This window comes from Rhizobium subbaraonis, from assembly GCF_900220975.1.
In the GTDB taxonomy this organism is placed as follows: Bacteria; Pseudomonadota; Alphaproteobacteria; order Rhizobiales; family Rhizobiaceae; genus Mycoplana; species Mycoplana subbaraonis.
Genome location: NZ_OBQD01000007.1, coordinates 113,311 through 135,874 on the forward strand (window position 1 = coordinate 113,311; position 22,564 = coordinate 135,874).

A 22,564-nucleotide genomic window follows, 5' to 3' on the forward strand; every position below is an offset into this window, starting at 1 on the left:
GGCCTGATGCCAACCTGCGCAGCGACTCGAATTGCCGCTCTGGTGTCACTACAACGACATTATGGTTAATGAACCGTTTACTTTCGTTAACCGGACGACGCGAACGGGTTAACGCGGGCGTGCCGAATCAAGACGTTCAACCGATTCCTGCCTTGGAATCAGAGAGTTGGCCGCAATGCAAGCTTTGCGTACGAGCTATGAAACGACACACCCCGCTCCGGCAGGGCCGAAGCGGGGTGTCGCACTCCTTCGCAGATGCAGGCTGCCCCGAACCTGTTTCGAGGCAGCTCCGGGGCCGGCTGGTACTCAATCGTCCTCGCCGACCGCCTTCCATGCAAGCGCGCCCAGCGCCCCGCCGACGATCGGCGCGAGCCAGAACAGCCAGAGCTGCGCGATCGCCCAGTCGCCCACGATCAGCGCCACGCCGGTGGAGCGCGCCGGATTGACGGAGGTGTTGGTCACCGGAATGGAGACCAGATGGATGAGCGTCAGCGCCAGTCCGATGGCGATCGGCGCGAAACCGACCGGGACACGGCCATGCGTCGCGCCGAGGATGATGAAGATGAACATGAACGTCATCACCACCTCGATCAGGAAAGCCGAAGTGACGGAATAGCCGCCCGGCGAATGCGCGCCATAGCCGTTGGATGCAAAGCCGCCGAGTTCGAAGCCGGGCTTGCCGGTGGCGATGAAGTAGAGCACCAGCGCGGCCACGATCGCGCCCGCCACCTGTGCGATGATGTATTGCACCAGACTGGAGGCTGGAAACTTGCCGGCAACCGCCAGGCCGACCGAAACGGCAGGATTGAAATGGCCGCCCGATATGCCGCCGACGGCATAGGCCATCGTTAGCACCGTCAGACCGAAAGCGAGAGACACGCCCAGCAGGCCTATCCCGACATCAGGGAACGCAGCGGCAAGGACGGCGCTGCCGCAACCACCAAAAACAAGCCAGAAAGTACCAAGAAATTCAGCCGAAAGCCTCTTGAGCATATAGATTCCCCCGCTGCGGCAGCCCCGCACGTCGAAGGGGCGGACCGCTGTTGAAGCTATGCAAACGCCCTTCCTGAAATGTACCCCGGTCCGGCCTCTGCATTTCGCGAAAACCGCACGTTAGCAATCACGCGGAAATCGATTCCGGTCAAGGTTGCCAGCAAGAGAGTTCAGGTCGCGGATCGCGGCGATCGGACGCTTTAGCCGTGGATGCCCATCGCATTGCGGATCGTTTCCGCAATCGGATCGGTGTTGAAGCGGATCACCCGGCCCACATTCGCGATTTCGCGCTCATGGACGATGCGGTCGCGACCTGCGACCTTGGCGAGATAAAGTGCCCGATCGGCATGGGAAAAGACCTCATCGAAGCTTCGTCCGGGCAGCCAGTCGGCAATGCCGGCGGATATCGTCACGGAAACGGAGCCTTCCCCCACGGCAATCGGCCTGTCGCGGACCGCCTGACGCAGCGCCTCGACGAAACGCATCGTTTCCTCGGACGACAGCCCGCAGACGAGCACCGCGAACTCCTCGCCGCCAATGCGCGAAACGATATGCCCGCCACCGGACCGACCTTCGAGCTGGGCGGCAATCGCAACGATGACATCGTCGCCGGCGGCATGCCCCAGGCTGTCGTTGATCGACTTGAAGCGATCGACGTCGAGAATGACAAGGGCGACGGGAGAAACAGCGGTCTCGCATGCCTTGAGAAACGCGCGGCGGTTGAGGAGGCCCGACAGCGAGTCCGTCTTGCTCAGCCGCTCGAACTCGGCATGCGAAACCGACAGCTCGTAGACTGCAAGCCCGACGACATAGTAGGCGATGAAGGCCACCGTCAGCGCAACGAACGGCGTCAGCACCGTCGCGATGACGAGAGCGTCGAAAAGATCGTAGGGCAGAAGTCCGGCCGCATAGAGAAACAGATGCGCCGACACGTTCAAGCCGTAGGCCAGAACGGTGATGCGCAACGCCATCGCGGCAGAACGGCGCACGACCTGCGCGCGCGAGGAAAACTCCCCGAGCGACAGCTGCCGGTTCACCCACGATTTCACCCGTTCGCTCATCTCAGCCTCCAGAGGGCGGGCGCATGCTAGTTGCCTGTCGTTAACAATTCGGACGGTTTAGCGTGTGGATTCTCGCACGCATAGATCGAATCCCATGCCGGATTCGGCTGAAAATGTCGCGATCGATTGCCGAAAGTCGTAAAAATTATCTTAGCGTTCGCGCTTGCGCACTTTTGTTGTTTCGCAATTCGGCCACATGCCTTAAAGCACGCCGGAACGCCCGTCCCAAGAGGGCGTCGCAACATTCAAGATAAGGCAAAGTACAATGAGTGACACTTCATCGACGGTGTCACCGGCCGCTACGCATACGACTACCTCCGCCATCAATTCCCCGGCGCGTGTCCTTTTTGCAAGCTTGGTCGGTACGACCATCGAATTCTTCGATTTCTACGTATACGCCACCGCCGCCGTGCTGGTCTTCCCGACGCTGTTCTTCCCGAACAGCGACCCGACCACGGCGCTGCTCGCCTCCTTCGCGACCTTCTCGATTGCCTTCTTCGCCCGTCCGCTCGGTGCAATCGTGTTCGGCCACTATGGCGACCGCATCGGCCGAAAGACGACGCTCGTGGCAGCGCTTTTGACCATGGGCATTTCCACCGTCGTCATCGGCCTGCTGCCGTCCTATGAAACCATCGGCGTGCTCGCACCGCTGCTTCTGGCGCTGTGCCGGTTCGGCCAGGGCTTCGGCCTGGGCGGCGAATGGGGCGGCGCGGTACTTCTTGCCACCGAAAACGCCCCTCCGGGCAAGCGTAGCTGGTATGGCATGTTCCCGCAGCTCGGCGCCCCCGTCGGCCTGTTCCTGTCTTCCGGCGTCTTCTGGGTCCTGCTTCATTTCATGTCGCAGGAATCGCTGCTTGCCTGGGGATGGCGCGTGCCGTTCATCGCCTCGATAGCACTCATCGCCGTCGGCCTCTGGGTTCGCCTGTCGATCACGGAGACCCCGGCGTTCCAGAAGGCCATAGAGAAGAAGGAACGCGTGGAAGTTCCCGTCGTGGAACTCTTCCGCAACCACAAGCGCAGCCTGGTTCTCGGCACCTTCGTGGCGCTCGCGACCTTCGTGCTGTTCTACATCGGCTCGGCCTATCTGCTGTCCTACAACGTCAAGGTGCTGCAGATCCCGTTCGTCGAGGCGCTGGAAATTCAGCTTCTCGGTTCTGTGCTTTTCGGCATCTTCATCCCGATCGCCGGCAAGCTCGCCGAGAAGTTCGGCCGCCGCGAGATCCTGATCGCGACCACCGTCCTGATCGGCATCTTCTCGTTCTTCCTGCCGGGCCTGATGACGAGCGGCGAAAGCGGCATCTTCGTCTTCGTGATCCTGGCGATGGCGCTGATGGGCATGACCTATGGCCTCATCGGCACGGCACTGGCGGCCCCCTTCCCCACGAAGGTGCGCTACACGGGATCGTCGATCACGTTCAACTTCGCCGGCATTTTCGGCGCATCGCTTGCGCCCTACATCGCGACCTATCTGCAGGCCAACTACGGCATGACCTATGTCGGCTACTACCTCGGCATCGCCGCGGTGGTCACGCTCATCTGCATCCTGCTGTCGGGTAAGGAAGAGGTCTGATCCTCTCCGCCATTTGAAACGAGAAACGCCGCGGCACCACCGCGGCGTTTTCTTTTGCGATTGCGTCAGAGAGAACTCAGGCCGTGGCGCGGCCGAGGAATTCCTTGATCTCGTAGCCGGGCATGAAATTGCCGACGCGCTTGATTTCCCATTGCAGCATGACACCGGAGTGCTCGAGCACGCGGCTGCGAACCGTCTCGCCGAGATATTCCAGCTCGTAGCCCGTCGCCTGCCCTGTGTTGATCATGAAGTTGCAGTGCATGGGCGACATCTGCGCCCCGCCGATCATCAGCCCGCGGCAGCCGGCCTCGTCGATCAGCTTCCAGGCCGAATGCTCTTCCGGGTTCTTGAACGTGGAGCCGCCGGTCTTCTCGCGGATCGGCTGCACCGTTTCGCGGTGCTGGCGCACGGCGTCCATCTTTTCGCGAATCTCGCCCCTGTCGCCGGCATGCCCCTGGAAAACGGCGTGCGTGAAGATCAGCCCGTCCGGCGCCTTCGAGTGGCGGTAGCTATAGCCCATGTCGGCATTCGAAAGCACATAGGTATTGCCCTTGCGATCGACCGCATGCACCTCGGCGACAAGGTCCTTCGTCTCGCCGCCGTTCGCGCCCGCATTCATGCGCAGCGCGCCGCCGATCGAGCCGGGGATGCCGTAATAGAACTCGAAGCCGGCGATGCTGTTGTCGAGCGCCATCGCGGCGATGTTCTTGTCCGGGCAGATCGCGCCGGCCTTGATCCTGTTGTCGCCCACCAGTTCGAGATCGCCGAACCCCTTGGCCGACAGGCGCACGACCACGCCGCGGATCCCCCCGTCACGCACGAGCAGGTTCGAGCCGACGCCGACGACCATGACCGGAACCTCATCCGGCACGAGCTTCAGGAAGGTCACGAGGTCATCCGTGTCGTGCGGCTGGAACATCAGTTCAGCCAGCCCGCCGGCACGGAACCAGGTGACGCGGTCCATCGGCGCGTCCGGCGTCAGTCTGCCGCGCACTTCCTTGATGCCGTCGCCCAGAGACGCCAGCAATTTCCCGCCATCCACCTGCTTCATGCCGTCTTTCCTGAAATGCCGTCCAATTCCTGCGGCAGCGCCGCCGCCCAATAGGTGATGCTGCCCGCCCCCAAGAGAACCACAAAGTCGCCCGGATTAGCAATGGCGCCAATGGTGGAGGCGAGCTTCTCCGGCCCTTCCAGGAAGCGCGCATCGCGATGACCGCCCGACTTGATCCGCGAAACCAGCGTTTCGGCGGTGATCCCCTCGATCGGTTCCTCTCCCGCGGCGTAGATCGGTGCGATCAAAATCGTGTCAGCGTCGTTGAAGCAGCCGGCGAATTCCTCGAACAGGCTGTGTACGCGCGTGTAGCGATGCGGCTGATGCACGGCGATGATTCGCCCCTGGCATGCCTCGCGTGCGGCACGAAGCACCGCCTTGATCTCGACGGGATGGTGGCCGTAGTCGTCGTAGACGCTTACCCCATTCCAGGTGCCTGTCAGCGTGAAGCGTCGCTTCACCCCGCCGAAGGAGGCGAGCCCGCGGGCAATGTCCTCGGGCGACATGCCGAGCCGCTGCGCCACGGCGATCGCAGCCGTCGCGTTCGACACGTTGTGGCGGCCGGGCATCGGCAGGCGCAGCCCCTTCAGCTCGATCACCTGGCCGGTGCGGCGCCTGCGGATCTCCACGTCGAAGACGGAGGTCGCGCCATCCATGCGGACATTGCCGAAGCGGACGTCGGCCTGCGGGTTCTCACCGTAGGTGATGACTTTCCGGTCCTCGATACGGCTGACCATGGTCTGGACTTCCGGATGGTCGAGGCACATCACCCCGAAACCATAGAAGGGAACGTTCTCGACGAACTGGCGGAAGGCGGCGCGAACCGCGTCGAAATTGCCGTAGTGGTCCAGGTGCTCGGGATCGATGTTCGTCACGACTGCGACGTCGGCGGGAAGCTTGAGGAAGGTTCCGTCGGACTCGTCCGCCTCCACCACCATCCATTCACCCTCGCCCATGCGGGCGTTGGTGCCGTAGGCGTTGATGATGCCGCCGTTGATTACGGTCGGGTCCAGGCCGCCGGCCTCGAGCAGGGCTGCGACCATGGATGTGGTCGTCGTCTTGCCGTGGGTGCCGCCGATGGCGATCGCGTTCCGGAATCGCATCAGTTCCGCCAGCATCTCCGCGCGGCGCACGACCGGCAGAAGCTTCTCGCGGGCAGCGATCAGTTCGGGATTGTTCTTCTTGATCGCAGTCGAGACGACGACGACCTCGGCATCGCCGACGTTCTCCGCCTTGTGGCCGACGAAGACCTCGATGCCCTTGTCGCGCAGCCGCTGCACGTTCGCGCTGTCGGACTGGTCGGAGCCCTGGACGCGGTGGCCGAGATTGTGCAGCACCTCGGCGATGCCGCTCATGCCGATTCCGCCGATTCCGATGAAATGAACGAGCCCTATGCTCTTCGGCATCTTCATGGCCGTTCTCCCTTGAATTCTTCGATCGTCTTGCCGCTCGCAATAGCCTCTACCATCCCCGCGAGCAAGCGCGCGGCATCCGGCTTTCCTGCCTTTCGGGCGCTGGACGCCATCTCCGCCAGCCGCTCCGGGTTCTTCATCGCCTCTGCGATGATGGTCGACAGTTTCTCCGGGGAAAGCTCGGATTGCGCAATCACCTTTGCGCCGCCGGTGGCGGCAAGGGCTGCAGCATTCGCTGCCTGATCGTGATCCAGCGCATAGGGGTAGGGCACGAGAATGGCAGGCCGGCCGATCACGGAGATTTCCGAGACCGTCGAGGCTCCCGAGCGGCAGATCACGAGATGCGCCCTGGCAAGACGGTCGGCCATGTCGGTGAAGAACGGCGAAACGTCGGCGGCGATCCCGAGCTTGCCGTAGATCGCTTCCACCCCTTCCCTGTCTTCCGGACGCGCCTGCTGGGTCAGGCGCAGGCGGGCGCGTTTGCCTTCGTGCAGGCGGCAGATCGCCTGTGGAACGGCATTGGAGAAGAATTGCGCCCCCTGGCTGCCGCCGAAAACGACGAGCCGGAACTCGCCGCCTGCCTCGGGGGCCGCATAAGGCACCGTTGCGGCGGCGATCACGGCAGGCCGCACCGGATTTCCGGTCACCACCGTCTTTGCTGCATAGGGACCCTGGCCGTCCGCCAGGAAGCCGCCGGCGATCGCCCGCACGCGCGGGGCAAGCGCCTTGTTGGCCCGGCCCATCACCGCGTTCTGCTCGTGGATCATCGAAGGGATCCCCATGCCGGTGGCGGCAAGGAGCGGCGGCAGCGTCGGATAGCCGCCGAAGCCGACGACCGCACTCGGGCGAAGCCGCGACATCAGGCGCCTGGCGGCGCGCAGCCCCTTCCACAGCGTCCACAGCGACGAGGCCAGCTTGACCGGATTCTTCGAACCGATCGTTGCCGATGGCACGACATGGATCTCGTCGGCCGGGAATTTTCCGGCGAAGCGCTCCGCGCGGCTGTCGGTCACGAGATGCACCGACCAGCCGCTCGCCTTGAGCTCGTGCGCAAGGGCTTCGGCCGGAAACAGATGGCCGCCGGTACCCCCGGCGGCGAGAAGGATGATGCCTTTTGCCATTCCGTTACTCCGCAGGCGCGACCATGCCCGAACGGAACAGGCTGCGCTCGGTGGCGCGCTTTTCCGGCCGGTGTCGGGTCAGTGCCAGGATAAAGCCGGCCGTGACGCAGATCGCCGTCATCGACGAACCGCCGTAGGAAATCAGCGGCAGCGTCATGCCCTTCGCCGGCAGCAGTTCGAGGTTCACGCCGACATTGATCATCGACTGGGTACCGATCAGGAGTACCAGCCCGGCGACGGCGAAACGGGTGAAGTCGTTGCGCTCCTTGAAGGCGTGGTTCAACCCGCGCAGGACGACGAATGCGAACACCGCCACGATGATCATGCAGAAGATGATGCCGAACTCCTCGGCGGCAACCGAGAAGATGAAGTCGGTGTGGCTGTCCGGGATGATGCGCTTTACCACGCCCTCGCCCGGCCCCTTGCCGAACCAGTCACCGCGAATGATCGCCTCGCGCGCGGTATCGACCTGAAACGTATCGCCCTCGCCGGTGAGGAAGCGGTCCACACGGCCGGCCACGTGGTCGAACATGTAGTAGGCGACGGCAAAACCGCCGAGCGCCACGCTGCCGAGCAGGATGATCCAGATCCAGGGCATGCCGGCCATGAAGAACATGCCGCCCCAGACGGCGGTGACGAGGATCGTCTGGCCGAGGTCGGGCTGAGCGACCAGAAGTGCCGCCACGATGCCGTAGAGCATGATGGCGAAAAGGTTGCCGGGGATTTCCGGCTGCCTAGCATGTTCGGAGAAGAGCCAGGCGCAGATGACGACGAAGGCGGGCTTCATGAACTCGGAAGGCTGGATCGACAGGCTGCCGATCGAGAGCCAGCGCCGCGCGCCCTTGACCTCGACGCCGAAGAAAAGCGCCAGCACCATGGCGGCCAGCGAAACGATCAGCAGGATTGCCGCCGTCCGCCTCACCTGGCGCGGGGAAAGGAACGAGATCGCCACCATCGTCGCGATCGCCGGAACCAGAAACAAGGCATGTCGCTTGACGAAGTGGAAGCTGTCGAGGTTCAGGCGCTCGGCCACCGCGGGGCTTGCCGCAAACGACAGCATGAAGCCGATCCCCATCAGGAGGATGAAGGCGGCGAGAAAGAACCTGTCTATTGTCCAGAACCAGTCGGCTACCGGACCACGCTCGGCACGACTAACCATGGCACATCCCCCTAACCGTTGGTCTCTATCAGCATGGTCACGCCCGGAAGCGCTGCTACATGGCCGACGAAGTCATCACCTCTGACTTCGAAATTCTTGTACTGATCGAAGCTTGCGCAAGCCGGGGAGAGCAGAACGGCGAGCGGACCGGCCCCGTCCTTCTCCGCATCCGCTGCGGCATGCGCCACGGCCCGCTCCAGCGTGCCAGAAATTTCGTAAGGTACGCTCTCGCCGAGGGTGGCGGCGAACGCCGCGGCGGCCTCGCCGATCAGATAGGCCTTGGCGATCTTCGGGAAGAAGCCGGTCAGGCTGGCGATCCCGCCCTCCTTCGGCAGTCCGCCCGCGATCCAGTAGATCCGATCATAGCTCGAAAGCGCAGGCGCGGCCGCCTCCGCATTGGTCGCCTTGCTGTCGTTGACGAAGACGACATGATCCTTGCGGCCGACCGGCTGCATGCGATGCTTGAGGCCGGGAAAGGACGACAGGCCCGCGCGGATATGCTCTTCGCTGACGCCGACCGCCAGGCACGCCGCAATCGCGGCTGCCGCGTTCTGTGCGTTGTGCCCACCACGCAAGGTCTGGATCGGCGACAGATCGATCAGTTCGCGCGTGCCGCCGCCGTGCGCAAGGCGAATATGCGTTCCCTCGGCATAAAGCCCGTCCGCGACGGGCTGGCGGCGCGAAATGCGCACGACCTTCGTGCCGGCCCGTTCGACCCGATCGGCGATCAAGGTCGTGAAGCTGTCGTCGACGGCAACGATCGCGGTGTCGCTGCCGGCGACCAGCCGTTCCTTGACGTCCGCATAGTGCTGCATCGTCCCGTGCCGGTCGAGGTGGTCAGGCGTCAGGTTCAGCAGGATGCCCGCCGTCGGATCGATCGTCGGGGCGAGATCGATCTGGTAGGAGGAGCACTCGACCACGTAGAAACGGCCTGCCTTCGGCGGATCGAGCGTCAGAACGGCGGTACCGATGTTGCCGCCGAGCTGCGTATCCCGGCCGCTCGCCTTGAGGATATGCGCGATCAGCGCCGTCGTGGTCGACTTGCCGTTGGTGCCGGTAATCGCGATGAAGGGGCAATCGGGCGCATGCGCACGCCGCTCGCGCACGAACAGCTCGACGTCACCAATGATCTCGACGCCGGCCGCTCGCGCCAGATCGACGCTCCAGTGCGGCTTGGGATGGGTCAGCGGCACGCCCGGCGACAGAACGAAGGCCGCAACGCCGCTCCAGTCGAGCTTGCGAAGATCGCCCGTGGCGATGCCCGCCGACGCAGCCTTGGCAACGCTGTCGGGATTGTCGTCCCAGGCGAAGACCTTCGCACCGCCCGCCACGAGCGCCTGCGCCGTCGCAAGGCCCGAACCTCCGAGGCCGAAGAGCGCGACGTTTCTGTCCTTGAGCGTCGTGACCGGGATCATCGGATCACCGCAGTTTCAGGGTCGAGAGACCGACGAGCGCCAGGATGACCGCGATGATCCAGAAGCGGATCACCACCTGGCTCTCCGTCCAGCCCTTCTTCTCGAAGTGATGGTGGATCGGCGCCATCAGGAAGACGCGCTTGCCGGTGAGCTTGAACGAACCGACCTGGATGATCACCGACAGCGTTTCCATCACGAACAGGCCGCCGATGATGGCCATGACGATCTCGTGCTTGGTGGCGACGGCAACGGTGCCGATCAGGCCGCCGAGCGCCAGCGAACCGGTATCGCCCATGAAGATTGCGGCCGGCGGCGCATTGAACCAGAGGAAGCCGAGGCCGGCACCGATCACCGCGCCGAGGATGACGGCCAGCTCGCCGGTGCCGGGGATGAAATGGATCTGCAGGTAGTTTGCAAAGACGGCATTGCCGGCGAGATAGGCGATCACCCCGAAGGATGCGGCCGAAATCATGACCGGCACCGTCGCCAGCCCGTCGAGGCCATCCGTCAGGTTCACGGCATTACCGGCCGCCACGATGACGAAACCGCCGAAGAAGACGAAGAACAGCCCGAGATTGAGCAGAAGGTCCTTGGCGAACGGAAATGCCACGGACGAGCCGAGCGTCGAACCGTCAGGGCCGGCGGCGATGGCCGCCCGCATCATGAAGTAGGTCGCAATGCCGGCGATGATGAACTCCAGCCCGAGCCGCGCCTTGCCGGAAAAGCCCTTGTCGGTTTGCTTCGTCACTTTCAGGTAGTCGTCGTAGAAGCCGATGGCGCCGAAGCCGAGGGTCACCAGCAGCGTCGCCACGACGTAGATGTTCGAAAGATCCGCCCACAGAAGCGAGCTGCCGACGATACCGGCGAGAATCATGATCCCGCCCATGGTGGGCGTGCCGGCCTTCTTGAAATGCGTCTGCGGCCCGTCCGCCCGGATCGGCTGGCCCTTGCCCTGGCGCACGCGCAGGGATGCGATGATGGCCGGCCCGAACAGGAAGACGATGGCCGCGGAAGTAAACAGCGCTGCGCCCGTGCGGAACGTGATGTAGCGAAAGAGGTTGAAGATCTGGATTTCTTTCGCCAGTTCGACAAGCCAAAGCAGCATTCTGGAATTATCCCCAAAGGTTCTACAGGGGCGCAGCCGGACGAATACCGCCCATCGCAACGTCCCCGCACAAGTGTCGAAATTGGAAGCGCAGGAGCGACGTGCCCTGCCTATCCCCTCGCGCAGGCAACGGGGTCGTAAGCCGTCCGCCGCCATGCGCCAATACTATTCGTCAGAACGCCGCGCACCCGGAGGTCACGCGGCGCATCATTCTGTGCGCTCCGTGTCGGAGAATGCCTCGTACTTGTCAAGCAACGCCGAGACGATCCGGCTGAAACCGGTCGATTTCGACGATTTGACCACAAGGACGTCACCGGGACGCACTGCTCCAAGAACAAATTCGATCATCGCATCCGCGTTTCCGCGGTATTCCACCCGTGCGCTGTCGCCGATTGCCGCATTGAGTGCTGCCATTTCCGGCCCGCCGATCCAGATGTCCTCGATACCGGCTTCGGCCAGAGGCTCCGCCAGCTGCGCATGCACGTCGGACGAGAACTCGCCCATCTCCAGCATGTCGCCGAGGACGGCGATGCGCCGCCCGTCTTGCCCGGGGACCGCGTCGCGCAGAAGCGAGATCGCTGCCCGCATGGAGGCCGGATTGGCGTTGTAGCTGTCGTCGATGAGCGTGAAGTAGCTGTTGCCGATCGACAGCCGGTAGCGTCGTCCCCGACCCTTCTCCGGCTGCATCGTCGCAAGCGCATGCATAACCTTTTCGATGTCGGCGCCGACGAGATGGGCCGCGCCCAGGACAGACACGGCATTCTCGGCGATGTGACGGCCGGGAGCGCCCATGGGGATCTCCAGCGTCTGTCCGCCGATGGACGCCCAAAGCACGTTGTGCTGCGCGCCGGCCACGAACTCGATCAGGCGGAATTCCGCCTGCGGGTCCGCGCCGAACGTGTGGACATGGTCGACACCGGCTGCCTTCGCCGCTTTCTCCAGAATGGGGAACTGGGGATTGTCGAGGTTGAGCAACGCATGCCCACCCGGCGCAAGCCCTTCGAAAATCTCCGCTTTCGCCAGCGCGATCTCGTCTATGCCGGCAAAATTGCCGAGATGGGCGGCGGCAATCGTCGTGATGATGGCCACGTGCGGCCGCACCATCTTCACCAGGGGCCGGATCTCGTCGGCGTGGTTCATGCCGATTTCGAAGACGCCATAGGCCGTGTTTTCCGGCATGCGCGCCAGCGTCAGCGGCACGCCCCAGTGGTTATTGAACGAGGCGACGGAAGCATGCACGCTGCCGCACGCCGAAAGCGCGTGCCGCAGCATTTCCTTCGTCGTCGTCTTGCCGACCGAACCGGTAACGGCGATCACCTTGGCGCCGCTACGGTCGCGCGCGGCACAGCCGAGGTCAATCAGCGCCTGCAGCACGTCGTTCACCACGAGCATCGGCGCCGTCAGCCGGCCGAGCGCGGGCAGCTTGCCCTCGCTCACGACGAGCAGAGCAGCCCCGTTGGCGTGGGCAAGGCTTGCGAAATCATGCCCGTCCACCCGGTCGCCCCTGATGGCGAAGAAGGCCTCGCCCGGGCTGATCGAGCGGCTATCGATGGAAATGCCGGTGATGCCGGCCGGAAGGTTGCCGATCGGGCGGCCATGGGTTGCCGCCACGAGATCCGGAAGTGTCCACAAAAGGGTCAACGGTCGAGTTCCTCCAGGGCTTTGCGGAGTTCCGCGTGATCGGAGAACGGCAGCGTCACGCCGCCGATCGTTTGCCCCTCTTCATGCCCCTTGCCGGCGACGATCAGCGTATCGCCCGCCGACAGAATCGAAACCGCGGACCGGATCGCGGTCGCACGGTCGCCGATTTCCGTTGCGCCCTTGGCCGCCGCCATGATCTCCGAGCGGATCACTTCCGGCACTTCGGAGCGTGGATTGTCGTCTGTTACGAAAACCACGTCGGCAAGCCGGGTGGCGATCTCGCCCATGATCGGCCGCTTGCCCTTGTCGCGGTCGCCGCCGCATCCGAACACGACGATGACCCGGCCGGACGTGAACGGACGCACAGAAGACAGGACGTTCTCCAGCGCATCCGGCTTGTGGGCATAGTCGACGTAGGCGAGCGCGCCGTTCTTGGCATGCCCGACCAGTTCCAGCCTGCCGGAGGCGCCGACCAGTTGGCCGAGTGCTGCCATCGCCGCTTTTGCCGAAACGCCGGTCGACATCGCAAGGCCGGCCGCGACGAGCGCGTTGGCGATCTGGAAATCGCCGGCAAGCGGAATATGGATCTCGAAGATCTCGTCGCCGAAATGGACTTCCGCCATCTGCTTGTGGCGGAAGTGCTCGACCCGCTTGAGCGTGAGGTAGCTGCCCTTGCGGCCGACGGTGCGAACGTCGAGCCCGGCTTTGGTGGCGGCCTCGATTGCGGCCTTCGACCACTCGTCGTCGGCGAAAATGACGGCGGGCGCACCCTTCGGCAGGAGCGTGTCGAACAGCCGCATCTTGGCGGCCATGTAGTGCTCGACCGTCGGATGATAGTCCATGTGGTCGCGGCCGAGATTTGTGAAGGCCGCGGCCGTCAGGCGAACGCCGTCGAGGCGCGACTGGTCCAGCCCGTGGCTGGAAGCCTCCATCGCCGCGTGCGTGACGCCGGCGTCGGCGAGTTCGGCGAGAAGCTTGTGCAGGGAAACGGGATCGGGCGTCGTCAGCGAGCCGTAGTCTTCGCGGCCTGGCGCCGTCACGCCGGTCGTGCCGATCATCGCCGCGGGGTGCCCGGCGTGAGCCCAGATCTGTCGCGTGAAGGAGGCGACGGAGGTCTTGCCGGCAGTGCCGGTGACGGCCACCATGGTTTCGGGCTGGCGTGCGAAGAAGCGGGCCGCGGCAAGCGCGAGGAACCGCCGGGGATTATCTACCGTCAGAACAGGAACCGGCGCCTGGGCCGCACTTGCCTGCCCGGTCACGACAGCGGCTGCGCCGCGCGCCACGGCGTCCGCCACATAGGCCGTGCCGTCCGCCTTCGTCCCGGGCAGAGCCACGAAAAGGTCGCCCGGGGAAACCTTGCGGCTGTCCGCCGAAATGCCGCTGATCTCTATAGCCGCCACGCCGGCGTCCAGCTCAGGTATTTCGGTTCCGGCAAGGTCTGAAATCTTCATGTCCAGCTCTGTTTTTCTTTGGGCGCCCCGCCGTTCTTCGCGAATCGGCTCAAGCACCGTTCATTCTGCGCTCAATAAGACACGAGCAAGGCAGACCCGTCCTCCCCGAATTTCGGCTTTACACCGAGAAGTGGGGCGCTGCGGCGGATGATTTCGCCGACCATGGGGGCCGCGTTGAGGCCTGCAGTCCGTCCGCCGCCCTCGCCGGTCTTTGGTGCGTCGATGAAAGTCAGCACCACATATCGCGGATCGTCGATCGGGAACGCCGAAAGGAAGGCGTTGAAATTGAGACCGTTCTTGGCATAGCGGCCGTTGACCACCTTGTCGGCCGTGCCGGTCTTGCCGCCGACGTTGAAGCCGGGGACGAGCGCGCGCTTGCCCGAGCCGTTCATGGCGTTCCAGCGCAGCAGGAACTTCATGTCCTCGCCGGTCGACGGCTTGATAACGGCCTGCGCCATGGCGTCGGCCTCGTCGCGGCTGCGCGGCAGGAAGGTCGGCGGGACGTATTTGCCGCCGTTGACGAGTGCGGCACCGGCCACCGCCGTCTGCAGCGGGGTCGTTGATACGCCGTGACCGAAGGAGATCGTGATCGAATTGATCTTCTTCCATTCGCGCGGCTGCGAAGGCGACTTCACCTCCGGCAACTCCGTCTGCATCTTGCTGAGCAGGCCAAGCCGCGTAAGGAACTCCTTGTGACCGGGAATGCCGACAATGTCGGCCATCTTCGCGGTACCGATGTTGGACGAGTACTGGAATATCTCCGGCACCGTCAGGACGCGGTGCTTGCCGTGGAAATCCTTGATCGTGAAACCGCCGATGCGGATCGGGTACCGCGCATCGAAGCTGTCGGTCAGCTTCACCTTGCCCGAATCGAGCGCCATCGCCGTGGTGAAGGTCTTGAAGGTCGAGCCCATTTCGAAGGTGCCGTCGGACATGCGGTTCAGCCAGCCGTCCTTGGCGCTCTCGGCCGGATTGTTCGGGTCGTAGTCCGGCACCGATGCCATGGCGAGCACCTCGCCCGTATGGACGTCGAGGACAACCGCGCCAGCCGCCTCGGCCTGGTACTTCGCAACGGATTGCGTCAGCACGTCGTGCAGCATCGACTGGACGCGAATGTCGATCGAAAGACGCACCGGCTCCATCTTCGCGTCGCTCGTCATGCCGAGCGCGGCAAGGTCGGCCAGACCCTGGTTGTCGATGTAGCGTTCCATGCCCGCGATGCCGCGGTTGTCGATGTTGACGTAGCCGACGATGTGGGCCGAGGCCGATCCGCTCGGATAGAAGCGGCGTTTTTCCGGACGGAAGCCGACGCCGGGGATGCCGAGCGCCAGGATCCGGCTCTGCTGCTTCGGGGTGAGCTGCCGCTGCAGCCACTGGAAGCGCGATTTCGAGGTGAGCTTCTTGTAGGTCGCCTTGGGGTCAAGCTCCGGCAGAACGGTATGCAGTTGTTCCAGCGCCTCGTCGACATCGACGATCTTGTGCGGCTCGGCATAGAGCGAAACCGTACGGATGTCGGTCGCAAGTATTTCGCCGTTGCGGTCGACGATGTCGGGACGGGAGGCGAGCAGATGGTCCGCGGGGCCGATGCTCGACACCGATTCCGGAGCCGTGATCCCGTACTGGACCAGCCGCCCGCCGACCACGCAATAGGCGATCCCGAAGACGGCCATGACGACGGCGACGCGGCTGCGCGCCTGGGAAGCGCTGCGCTTGCGGTGCCCCTGGAAGGCCGTCGACGCCGTGGCGCCCGCCGGACGGCCGTTGCCGCCATGTGAGAAATGGGCCTTGCTCTTGACGTCCATGATACGGGAGAGAAACGACATCAGCGTGCCACCGAACCTGTCTTGATCTTATCCGTGTTCGTCGGGGCGCCCTTGGCCTTCGCCACCTTGTCGGCGCCCTTGGCGTCCTCCTCGACCGCCGGCAATTCGGCGGTCGGCATCGGCAATTCGTTCGGCTGGGCGAGTTGTGTGGATTCCGTCGGCACGAGCTTCAGGTCGCTTTCGAAGGCGGTGACCAGCCTGTTGAGGCGGGCAGGCTGCGTCAGCAGCGCCCAGTCCGCCCGCAACAGGTCGATCGTGTGCTCTTCCAGCTGGATTTCGGCATCGAGCTTGCGGACTTCGTCGAGCTTGTTCTCGGCCTTGTGCTTGATCGTGTATGTCACGGTAGCGGCCGCGGTCATCACGACGACCAGGATCGCGTCAAAGGTGCGGAACATCCATCAGCCTCCAATCTTTTCAAGGCTTGCAAGTTCTGGCAGTTCGAAAATCGACAGGTCATCCGTGCCGGGAGGCGCCGATGTCCGCTCGCCGGCCCGCAGCTTGGCCGAACGCGCGCGGGGGTTGACGGCGCATTCCTCCTCGCTGGCGGCAATCATGGACTTTCCAACTGGTGCGAAGATGACGTCGCGCTTTATTAGCTCGGGCAGATGGCGCGAGCCGGAGGATTTGCCGGAACGATCGAGAAAGAACTTCTTGACGATGCGGTCCTCCAACGAATGGAAGCTGACGACGACGAGCCGCCCGCCGGGCTTGAGTGCCCGCTCGGCAGCAAACAGCGCGCGCGCGAGCTCGCCCAGCTCGTCATTGACGAAGATGCGCAGCGCCTGGAAGACACGGGTTGCCGGATGGATCTTGTCCTTGGCCTTGCGCGGCGTGACGATCTCGATCAGCCCGGCAAGGTCGCGGGTGGTCTCGAACGGTGTATCAGCGCGGCGCTTCTCTATGGCGCGCGCGATGCGCCCGGCCTGCTTCTCCTCGCCGAGAAAGCCGAAGATGCGGATCAGATCGGAGACCTTGGCGCGATTGACGACATCGGCGGCGGAAACGCCGGCACTCGACATGCGCATATCGAGCGGGCCGGTCTTCTGGAAGGAGAATCCGCGCTCGGCCTCGTCGAGCTGCATCGAGGAGACGCCGATATCGAGCACGACGCCGTCGAGCCCGCCTTCGGGCACATGGCGGGCAAGCTCGGAAAACTGCGAATGGATGAGCGTGAGGCGTCCGCCGGACGCAGCGACCATCGCCTGTCCGGCTGCGATCGCGTTCGGATCACGGTCCAGCGCGATCACCGAGGCACCCCTGTCGAGGATCGCGGACGTGTAGCCGCCCGCCCCGAATGTACCGTCGAGAATGACTTCACCGGGCGCCGGTCTCAGCGCCTGAAGCACCTCGGCAAGAAGAACCGGGATGTGGCGGACCGATCCGCCATCGGCTTCAGAATTTCCTCCGCCTGCATCCGCCGCCATCCCGTCTCTCCACTCTATCCTGAGCCCAGACCTCGCGCTCTGCGCTCCGTCCTGGCCGCCGCCTGCACTGCCTCGAACGTTTGCGGCGCCCAAAGCTGAAAATGATCCGCCCGACCGACGAAGGTCACATCCGTCGTAATTCCGGTGAAGTCGCGGATGAAATCCGTGACCATCAACCGCCCTTCGGAATCGAGCTTCATGAAGACGCCGCCCCCGTGAATCAGGAGCGACATCTGGTTCGCCTCCGGCGAGAAAGGGTCCTCGCCGGCGATCTGCCGCTCGAACCGGTCGAGCAGATCGAGACCGCCGATACTGATCGCCGGAAACACGAAATCCTGGAAGCAATAGAGCTCCCGGATGTCGCGCTGCGCAAGAACAGCCCGAAACATCGAAGGAACGGAGACCCGCCCCTTCGCATCGATCCTGTTTGTCGCATTCGACAGGAACCGGTTCATGACGCCTTACAGCCGCTTCCTTGACCGGCGAAAACCCACTGAATGCCGGAAAAACCCCACAGAACACACACGCACAAATCGACCCGGGCGCAGCGCGGATACGCCACACCATCCCCACTCGGGACGCTTCTGGACTTTGCGATGAATGGGCGATCATTCGCCCTCGTGCGGTATGACTATGGGATACCATGGGACCATATGGGCGTCAATGGGAATTGGCCGGATTCCCGGAGTGAGACCATCAATTGTTTATAAGCCGTTAAGTTTAACGAAAGGTTACTCGCCCTGCCCCAAGCCACTGGATTCAATTGCAAATTCTGCCGGATTTCCGGCGCCTGCAGCGGCCGTCGACAACACAGGCGGTGACTGGAAAAAGGCGACGTCACGGTCAAAACGGCACAGCGGCGCATGCTTCGGCCGAGCACGGCAGATGCGCGTCGCGCACGGCGAATCGCCCGTCGAAACAAGGAAGAAGGAAAACGCCAGTTGGCCTGTAAGCCGGGTTCTGTATGGCTCCGGCCGAAACCGGAACGTGGCAGCCATTCATCTGGGACCGGACTTGCGCCCGGCCTCGTGCAACCCACCCGGATGACCGGCCCGGAAACGGGCTGAGCGGCTTGCGCCGCTCGCGTCATCCCTATTCGGTCTTGCTCCCGGTGGGGTTTGCCGTGCCGTCCATGTCGCCATGTCCGCGGTGGGCTCTTACCCCACCCTTTCACCCTTACCCTCGCATGCGAAGGCGGTCTGCTCTCTGTGGCACTTTCCCTGGGGTCGCCCCCGCCGGACGTTATCCGGCACCGTGTTTCCGTGGAGCCCGGACTTTCCTCCCCCCGCGGCCTTTCGGCGCTTGCGGAAGGCGGCTGCCCGGCCAACTGGCCCGCGTTCCTTAGACAAACCCATTCGCCATGACCAGAGCAAATATGCCGAACCGGCCGCCGTCACCAAATTCGATAGCGGCGCGCTCGCTTTGCTATGCGCGAAACCGGACGGCGAAATCGGTCCGGTAGTCCGGCTCGTCGAGATGCCCGCGCATCAAAAGCCCGGCCCCGATCCGGCCGATTTCGTCGCAGCTCTTGGCCGCGGCACCGCAGCCGCCGGTCAGCACGGCAATGCGCTCTCCCGCGACGAACCCGGCATAGGGATAGCCGTGCGCCGTGAAGGTGGTCACGCAGGGGGCTGAGGAAAGGGAGACCGGCGAAAAGCCGCGAATGGCGCGCGCAAGCACCCGGTGCAGATGCGCCGCAGCCGCGCTCCCCCCATCCGTCCGGAACCAGTCCCGGAGCGCACGCTCCGTGTCGAGCACCACATCGCTCGGGTCTCCGCCGATCTTGATGTAAAATTTGCCGTCCGGGTAGCGGATGGGCGGCAGCAGATAGAAGTGTTCCTCCGGCAGCCAGCTCTCGTCGATCCAGCTCGGCATGTCGGCGAACCGCTCCAGATCGTGCTCCGCCACTTCCGCGAAGAGCACGGTCCGCGCCTTGACGGTCAGGTCCAGGACACGGGGGAGCAGGCCCGGTGCAATCGTAAAGCCGCCGGCGGCCACGAGCACGCGCTTCGCATTGACCACCCCGCCATGGCGAAGGGTGATCTCCACGCCTTCCCCGGTCTCACTTATAGCAGCGACCTCGGAACGACGAAGCGAGGCGCCGCGCCTTTCGGCGCACGAGGTCTCGGCTGCCACCAGCGCCCGCGGATTGATGTAGCCGGCACCAAAGCGTTCGAACACGCCCGCCGACGTCTCGGGAACGGCACACCAGGAAAATCGCTCTGCCACCGCCGCACGGTCCAGCACCGGCGCATCGGCGCCAAGCCGTTCGCGCGCAGCCACCACGGCGTCGAGGTAGCCTCCTCCGCCCCGCGGATGCGGTCCGGTGATCAGGCACCCCGCCTCCGTGAAGAAGGAGATGCCGCTCTCCGCCTCGATCTCGCGGTATCGGGCGATCGATCTGTTGGCGAGCAGCGCCCAGTCCGCATCCGGATCGATCGTGCGCGTGATGCGGCCTTCGTCGTAGTGGCTGGCAAACACCCCGTCATGGCGCGTTCGGTCATGCGGTTCGTCCGGGCCGATCAGCGCGACGCGCGCACCGGCTGCAGCCAGGTGCCTCGTCGCCGCCGCTCCCATCATCCCCTTGCCAACAACGGCGAATTCGAACTGGCCGACCATGCATCTCCACCCTTCGATTGCCGTCCTGACTTAAAACAATGCCGCTGGAAAGGGAACCTATCCGGCTCGCCGACCTTTCCTCCCTTGAGGTCATGCGTGCGCAGCGCGGCAAAGCCGTTGCCCGCAGACAAGCAAGAACCCCGGACCTTGCAGGGTTCCGGGGTTCGGTTTCGCAAGCGTGGCAGCAGCCGACGCGCAGATCAGAGTTCGAGCAGGCTCTGCACCTTGCCGCAGTAGCGCTTGGAGACGGGGTTCATTCTCTTCGCGGCATGGCCGGCATTGTATTTCAGGATCGTGCCGCAGGTCGTGCCGCCGCCCAGTTCGTGCGCCATGGACAGGTACTTCATCCCCCACTTGATGTTGGTCTCCGGGTCGTAGAGACCCTTGGCACCGCCGCGGTAGCCGAGCATCCGCGCCGTCGCCGGCTTAATCTGCATCAGGCCGATTTCACCGGCGCTACCGCGCGCCCGGGGGTTGAAATTGCTTTCCACGCGGACGATGGCGTGGGCGAGGTCGACGGGCACACCGTACTGGCGGGCATAGGTCTTGATCAGGGTCGAGTAGCCGGTCGGCGCACCCATCATCGGGTAGCCGGACGTGCGCGTTGCGGTCTTCAGGGGGCGACTTTCGGTGGTTTCCTTCAAGGGTCCGGCATTGGCCGATACGGTCTGTGCGAGAAGTGCAAGGATGCAGGCCGCCCCTGCGGCCACGATCGAATTCCTCATGTGTATCAAAGTCTCCAGTCATATAGGCGCACGGCTTGGCCTTGAGGAGCCGGCCCATCGACCGGCGCCCCGCGCAGGGATAAATCGTCATGGAATGGCCCGTGCCATCGGCCACGGACCCAGACAGTCGCGGAGGAGGCCCTACCTGCCGCCGCCGAATGCCCGGCGCCTCGATCCGTCTTCGCTGCGAGGTTCTTGGGAGCAACCTGCGCCGGCGGGACCGGAGGCAGGGCGGAAAAGACATCCCCAATCCGGTCAGGATGTGGCGAGCGACTAAACTTGTGTTAACGAGTGAAATATATCGTGATCAAACCTGAACGGATCCGCCGCGATCCGGGAGGCTTTTCAACAGCCGATGCAACGTGTCGATCGTCGAGAAATCGGCGATGCCGTCGACCCGCACGGGACGGAAATGACGCTGGAATGCAGCGACGTCCCCTTCGGTCCGTTCGTCGAAATGGCCGGTAATTTCAGTTGCATAGCCATAGAGCGACAGCATCGCCTGCAGGGCTTCGACGGGTGCGCCCGCATCTCCTCGCTGGAAGAACCGCCCACCGGCGATGGCGGCAGGCTCAACCCAGTGCCCGACACCATTTGCAAAAAGCCGGTCCCAGGGGAACTTTTCTCCGGGATCGACCTTGCGGATCGGGGCAACATCGCTGTGTCCGAGGACTCTTTCGGGCACGATCCCCCACCTTTCGCCGCAATTGCGACACAGTTCGACGACCGCTGCGATCTGCGCTTCGGGAAAATCCGGCAGTCCTCCGGGATGGCCGGCATTGACGATCTCGATGCCGATCGAGCGCGAATTGATGTCGGTGTCGCCCTTCCAGTGGCTCTTGCCAGCGTGCCAGGCGCGCCGGGACTCCGGCACGAGTTGCAGGATGCGGCCGTCCTCATGAACGAAGTAGTGGCTGGAAACCTCGCTCTGCTCTGCGCAAAGCCAGGCCAGCGCGCCCTCCGCGGTCGGCATGCCCGTATAGTGCAGGACGATCATGTCGGGCCGGCGCCCGTCCGCGCGCGCACCATGGTTCGGCGACGGCGTGACCGTCGCACCAGGATAGTCAGCTGTGAAGGCGGTCATGCCGCGAGGCGCTCTTTCTCGATTTCCGCATAGGCCGCATTGAGCACAGCCATGCGGTCATTGGCAATCCTCTGGAACTCGGCCGGCACGCCCCGCGCCATCAGCCTGTCGGGATGATGTTCGGAAGCGAGAACGCGGTAGCGCTTCCGGATCGTCGGGAAATCGTCCTCGGGGGAAACGCCGAGCACCTTGTAGGGATCGCGCCCGTCCACGTGCGTGTGACGCGCGGTGATCTGCTCGAACCGCTCATCCGCCATGCCGAAGATTTCCGCGACCCGCAACAGGAAGGCCATTTCCTTCTCGTGGATCAGGCCGTCGGCCTTGGCGATGTGGAACAGGCCGTCGATGATGTCTTCGAGGATCGGGCAATTGTTCTCGCAGGACACGCACAGGGCCGCCATTTTCTCCGCATAGGCCTCGTAGCCGGCGACGTCCTGACGCGCGAGGTTGTAGAGGCGCGCGACATTGGCCGCCTGGTCCGCCGGGAACTTGAAGACGTCGCGGAACGCATCCACTTCGGCGACGGTGACGACGCCGTCCGCCTTGGCCATCTTCGCCGACAGCGCGATCATGGCGACCGAGAACGCCACCTGCCGCCGCGTTTCCGGGTCGCCTTCCAGAAGCGTGCGTACGGCCTCTACCACGCTCGAAAGCGCGTTGCTGGCAGCCGCAGCGACCATGCTGACAAGTCGGTCCCAGATGGAAGGCATCATGATCGGCCCATGGGTGAGAACATAAGGTGATCTTGATCAGACATCTGCGGCGAAAGCAAGTCGAGCCACCCCGCAAAATGCTGCATGACGAAATTTTGATGGCCCTCAACAAGTGGACGCATTCGAATAATTGATGAGAGGGCCAGCCCATTGAATTTGACGCCCGCCGCCGCGAATGCGAGCAAAAGGCGACCGCT

The 22,564-nt window shown here is 63.9% G+C and carries 19 protein-coding genes and 1 other RNA gene; 1 reads left to right on the top strand and 19 read right to left on the bottom strand.

Features of this window, described 5'->3' with window-relative positions; all coding sequences use genetic code 11:
• Nucleotides 1-306 precede the first annotated feature (306 nt).
• A complete protein-coding gene (aqpZ, locus tag CRO48_RS12305) occupies nucleotides 307-993 on the bottom strand; it encodes an aquaporin Z (protein WP_097139640.1) in 687 nt (228 codons plus the stop codon).
• A gap of 200 nt (nucleotides 994-1,193) precedes the next feature.
• On the bottom strand, nucleotides 1,194-2,054 hold the full coding sequence (locus tag CRO48_RS12310) for a GGDEF domain-containing protein (protein ID WP_097139642.1): 861 nt from the start codon (nucleotides 2,052-2,054) through the stop codon (nucleotides 1,194-1,196).
• Nucleotides 2,055-2,319: 265 nt separating this feature from the next.
• On the opposite strand from CRO48_RS12310, the gene CRO48_RS12315 reads away from it, so the two are divergent.
• Complete coding sequence (locus tag CRO48_RS12315; RefSeq protein ID WP_097139643.1) at nucleotides 2,320-3,624, top strand: MFS transporter; 1,305 nt, start codon at nucleotides 2,320-2,322, stop codon at nucleotides 3,622-3,624.
• A 76-nt stretch (nucleotides 3,625-3,700) separates the two neighbouring features.
• On the opposite strand, the gene murB is transcribed toward CRO48_RS12315, so the two are convergent.
• From murB to CRO48_RS12400, 17 genes are all read right to left on the bottom strand, one after another.
• Nucleotides 3,701-4,675 carry a UDP-N-acetylmuramate dehydrogenase gene (gene murB / locus CRO48_RS12320; RefSeq protein WP_097139645.1) on the bottom strand — a complete coding sequence of 325 codons (975 nt, stop codon included), beginning with the start codon at nucleotides 4,673-4,675 and terminating at the stop codon, nucleotides 3,701-3,703.
• Nucleotides 4,672-6,087: a UDP-N-acetylmuramate--L-alanine ligase gene (murC, locus tag CRO48_RS12325; RefSeq protein ID WP_097139647.1), complete on the bottom strand. Its 1,416-nt coding sequence runs from the start codon at nucleotides 6,085-6,087 to the stop codon at nucleotides 4,672-4,674. The genes murB and murC overlap by 4 nt, the downstream gene beginning before the upstream one ends.
• Nucleotides 6,084-7,208: an undecaprenyldiphospho-muramoylpentapeptide beta-N-acetylglucosaminyltransferase gene (murG, locus tag CRO48_RS12330; protein WP_097139648.1), complete on the bottom strand. Its 1,125-nt coding sequence runs from the start codon at nucleotides 7,206-7,208 to the stop codon at nucleotides 6,084-6,086. Before murG ends, murC begins: the two co-directional genes overlap by 4 nt.
• Before the next feature lie 4 nt (nucleotides 7,209-7,212).
• Nucleotides 7,213-8,367 (bottom strand): putative lipid II flippase FtsW, encoded by a 1,155-nt coding sequence (ftsW, locus tag CRO48_RS12335; protein ID WP_097139650.1) that lies wholly within the window; start codon nucleotides 8,365-8,367, stop codon nucleotides 7,213-7,215.
• A gap of 11 nt (nucleotides 8,368-8,378) precedes the next feature.
• Nucleotides 8,379-9,782 carry a UDP-N-acetylmuramoyl-L-alanine--D-glutamate ligase gene (gene murD / locus CRO48_RS12340; RefSeq protein WP_097139652.1) on the bottom strand — a complete coding sequence of 468 codons (1,404 nt, stop codon included), beginning with the start codon at nucleotides 9,780-9,782 and terminating at the stop codon, nucleotides 8,379-8,381.
• Between the two features lie 4 nt (nucleotides 9,783-9,786).
• The gene (gene mraY, locus CRO48_RS12345; RefSeq protein WP_097139654.1) at nucleotides 9,787-10,887 is read right to left on the bottom strand and encodes a phospho-N-acetylmuramoyl-pentapeptide-transferase; all 1,101 of its coding nucleotides are present in this window, start codon (nucleotides 10,885-10,887) and stop codon (nucleotides 9,787-9,789) included.
• A 207-nt stretch (nucleotides 10,888-11,094) separates the two neighbouring features.
• On the bottom strand, nucleotides 11,095-12,528 hold the full coding sequence (locus CRO48_RS12350) for a UDP-N-acetylmuramoylalanyl-D-glutamyl-2,6-diaminopimelate--D-alanyl-D-alanine ligase (RefSeq protein ID WP_097139655.1): 1,434 nt from the start codon (nucleotides 12,526-12,528) through the stop codon (nucleotides 11,095-11,097).
• On the bottom strand, nucleotides 12,525-13,979 hold the full coding sequence (locus CRO48_RS12355; protein WP_097139658.1) for a UDP-N-acetylmuramoyl-L-alanyl-D-glutamate--2,6-diaminopimelate ligase: 1,455 nt from the start codon (nucleotides 13,977-13,979) through the stop codon (nucleotides 12,525-12,527). Before CRO48_RS12355 ends, CRO48_RS12350 begins: the two co-directional genes overlap by 4 nt.
• A gap of 71 nt (nucleotides 13,980-14,050) precedes the next feature.
• Nucleotides 14,051-15,802, bottom strand: coding sequence for a peptidoglycan D,D-transpeptidase FtsI family protein (locus CRO48_RS12360; RefSeq protein ID WP_097139660.1), 1,752 nt, complete (start codon nucleotides 15,800-15,802; stop codon nucleotides 14,051-14,053).
• Nucleotides 15,802-16,197, bottom strand: a complete 396-nt coding sequence (gene ftsL / locus CRO48_RS12365) for a cell division protein FtsL (RefSeq protein WP_097139662.1) — start codon at nucleotides 16,195-16,197, stop codon at nucleotides 15,802-15,804. Before ftsL ends, CRO48_RS12360 begins: the two co-directional genes overlap by 1 nt.
• Before the next feature lie 3 nt (nucleotides 16,198-16,200).
• A complete protein-coding gene (gene rsmH / locus CRO48_RS12370) occupies nucleotides 16,201-17,226 on the bottom strand; it encodes a 16S rRNA (cytosine(1402)-N(4))-methyltransferase RsmH (protein ID WP_097139665.1) in 1,026 nt (341 codons plus the stop codon).
• A gap of 14 nt (nucleotides 17,227-17,240) precedes the next feature.
• The gene (gene mraZ / locus CRO48_RS12375; RefSeq protein ID WP_097139667.1) at nucleotides 17,241-17,681 is read right to left on the bottom strand and encodes a division/cell wall cluster transcriptional repressor MraZ; all 441 of its coding nucleotides are present in this window, start codon (nucleotides 17,679-17,681) and stop codon (nucleotides 17,241-17,243) included.
• A 478-nt stretch (nucleotides 17,682-18,159) separates the two neighbouring features.
• Nucleotides 18,160-18,557, bottom strand: an RNA gene (rnpB, locus tag CRO48_RS12380) — RNase P RNA component class A.
• Between the two features lie 94 nt (nucleotides 18,558-18,651).
• Nucleotides 18,652-19,845, bottom strand: a complete 1,194-nt coding sequence (locus tag CRO48_RS12385; RefSeq protein WP_097139669.1) for an FAD-dependent oxidoreductase — start codon at nucleotides 19,843-19,845, stop codon at nucleotides 18,652-18,654.
• A 200-nt stretch (nucleotides 19,846-20,045) separates the two neighbouring features.
• Nucleotides 20,046-20,570, bottom strand: a complete 525-nt coding sequence (locus CRO48_RS12390) for a lytic transglycosylase domain-containing protein (RefSeq protein WP_097139671.1) — start codon at nucleotides 20,568-20,570, stop codon at nucleotides 20,046-20,048.
• Nucleotides 20,571-20,877: 307 nt separating this feature from the next.
• Entirely contained in the window at nucleotides 20,878-21,654 is a 777-nt protein-coding gene (locus CRO48_RS12395; RefSeq protein WP_097139673.1) for an N-acetylmuramoyl-L-alanine amidase, read from the bottom strand.
• Nucleotides 21,651-22,364: a J domain-containing protein gene (locus CRO48_RS12400; protein WP_097139953.1), complete on the bottom strand. Its 714-nt coding sequence runs from the start codon at nucleotides 22,362-22,364 to the stop codon at nucleotides 21,651-21,653. Before CRO48_RS12400 ends, CRO48_RS12395 begins: the two co-directional genes overlap by 4 nt.
• Between the last annotated feature and the right edge of the window lie 200 nt (nucleotides 22,365-22,564).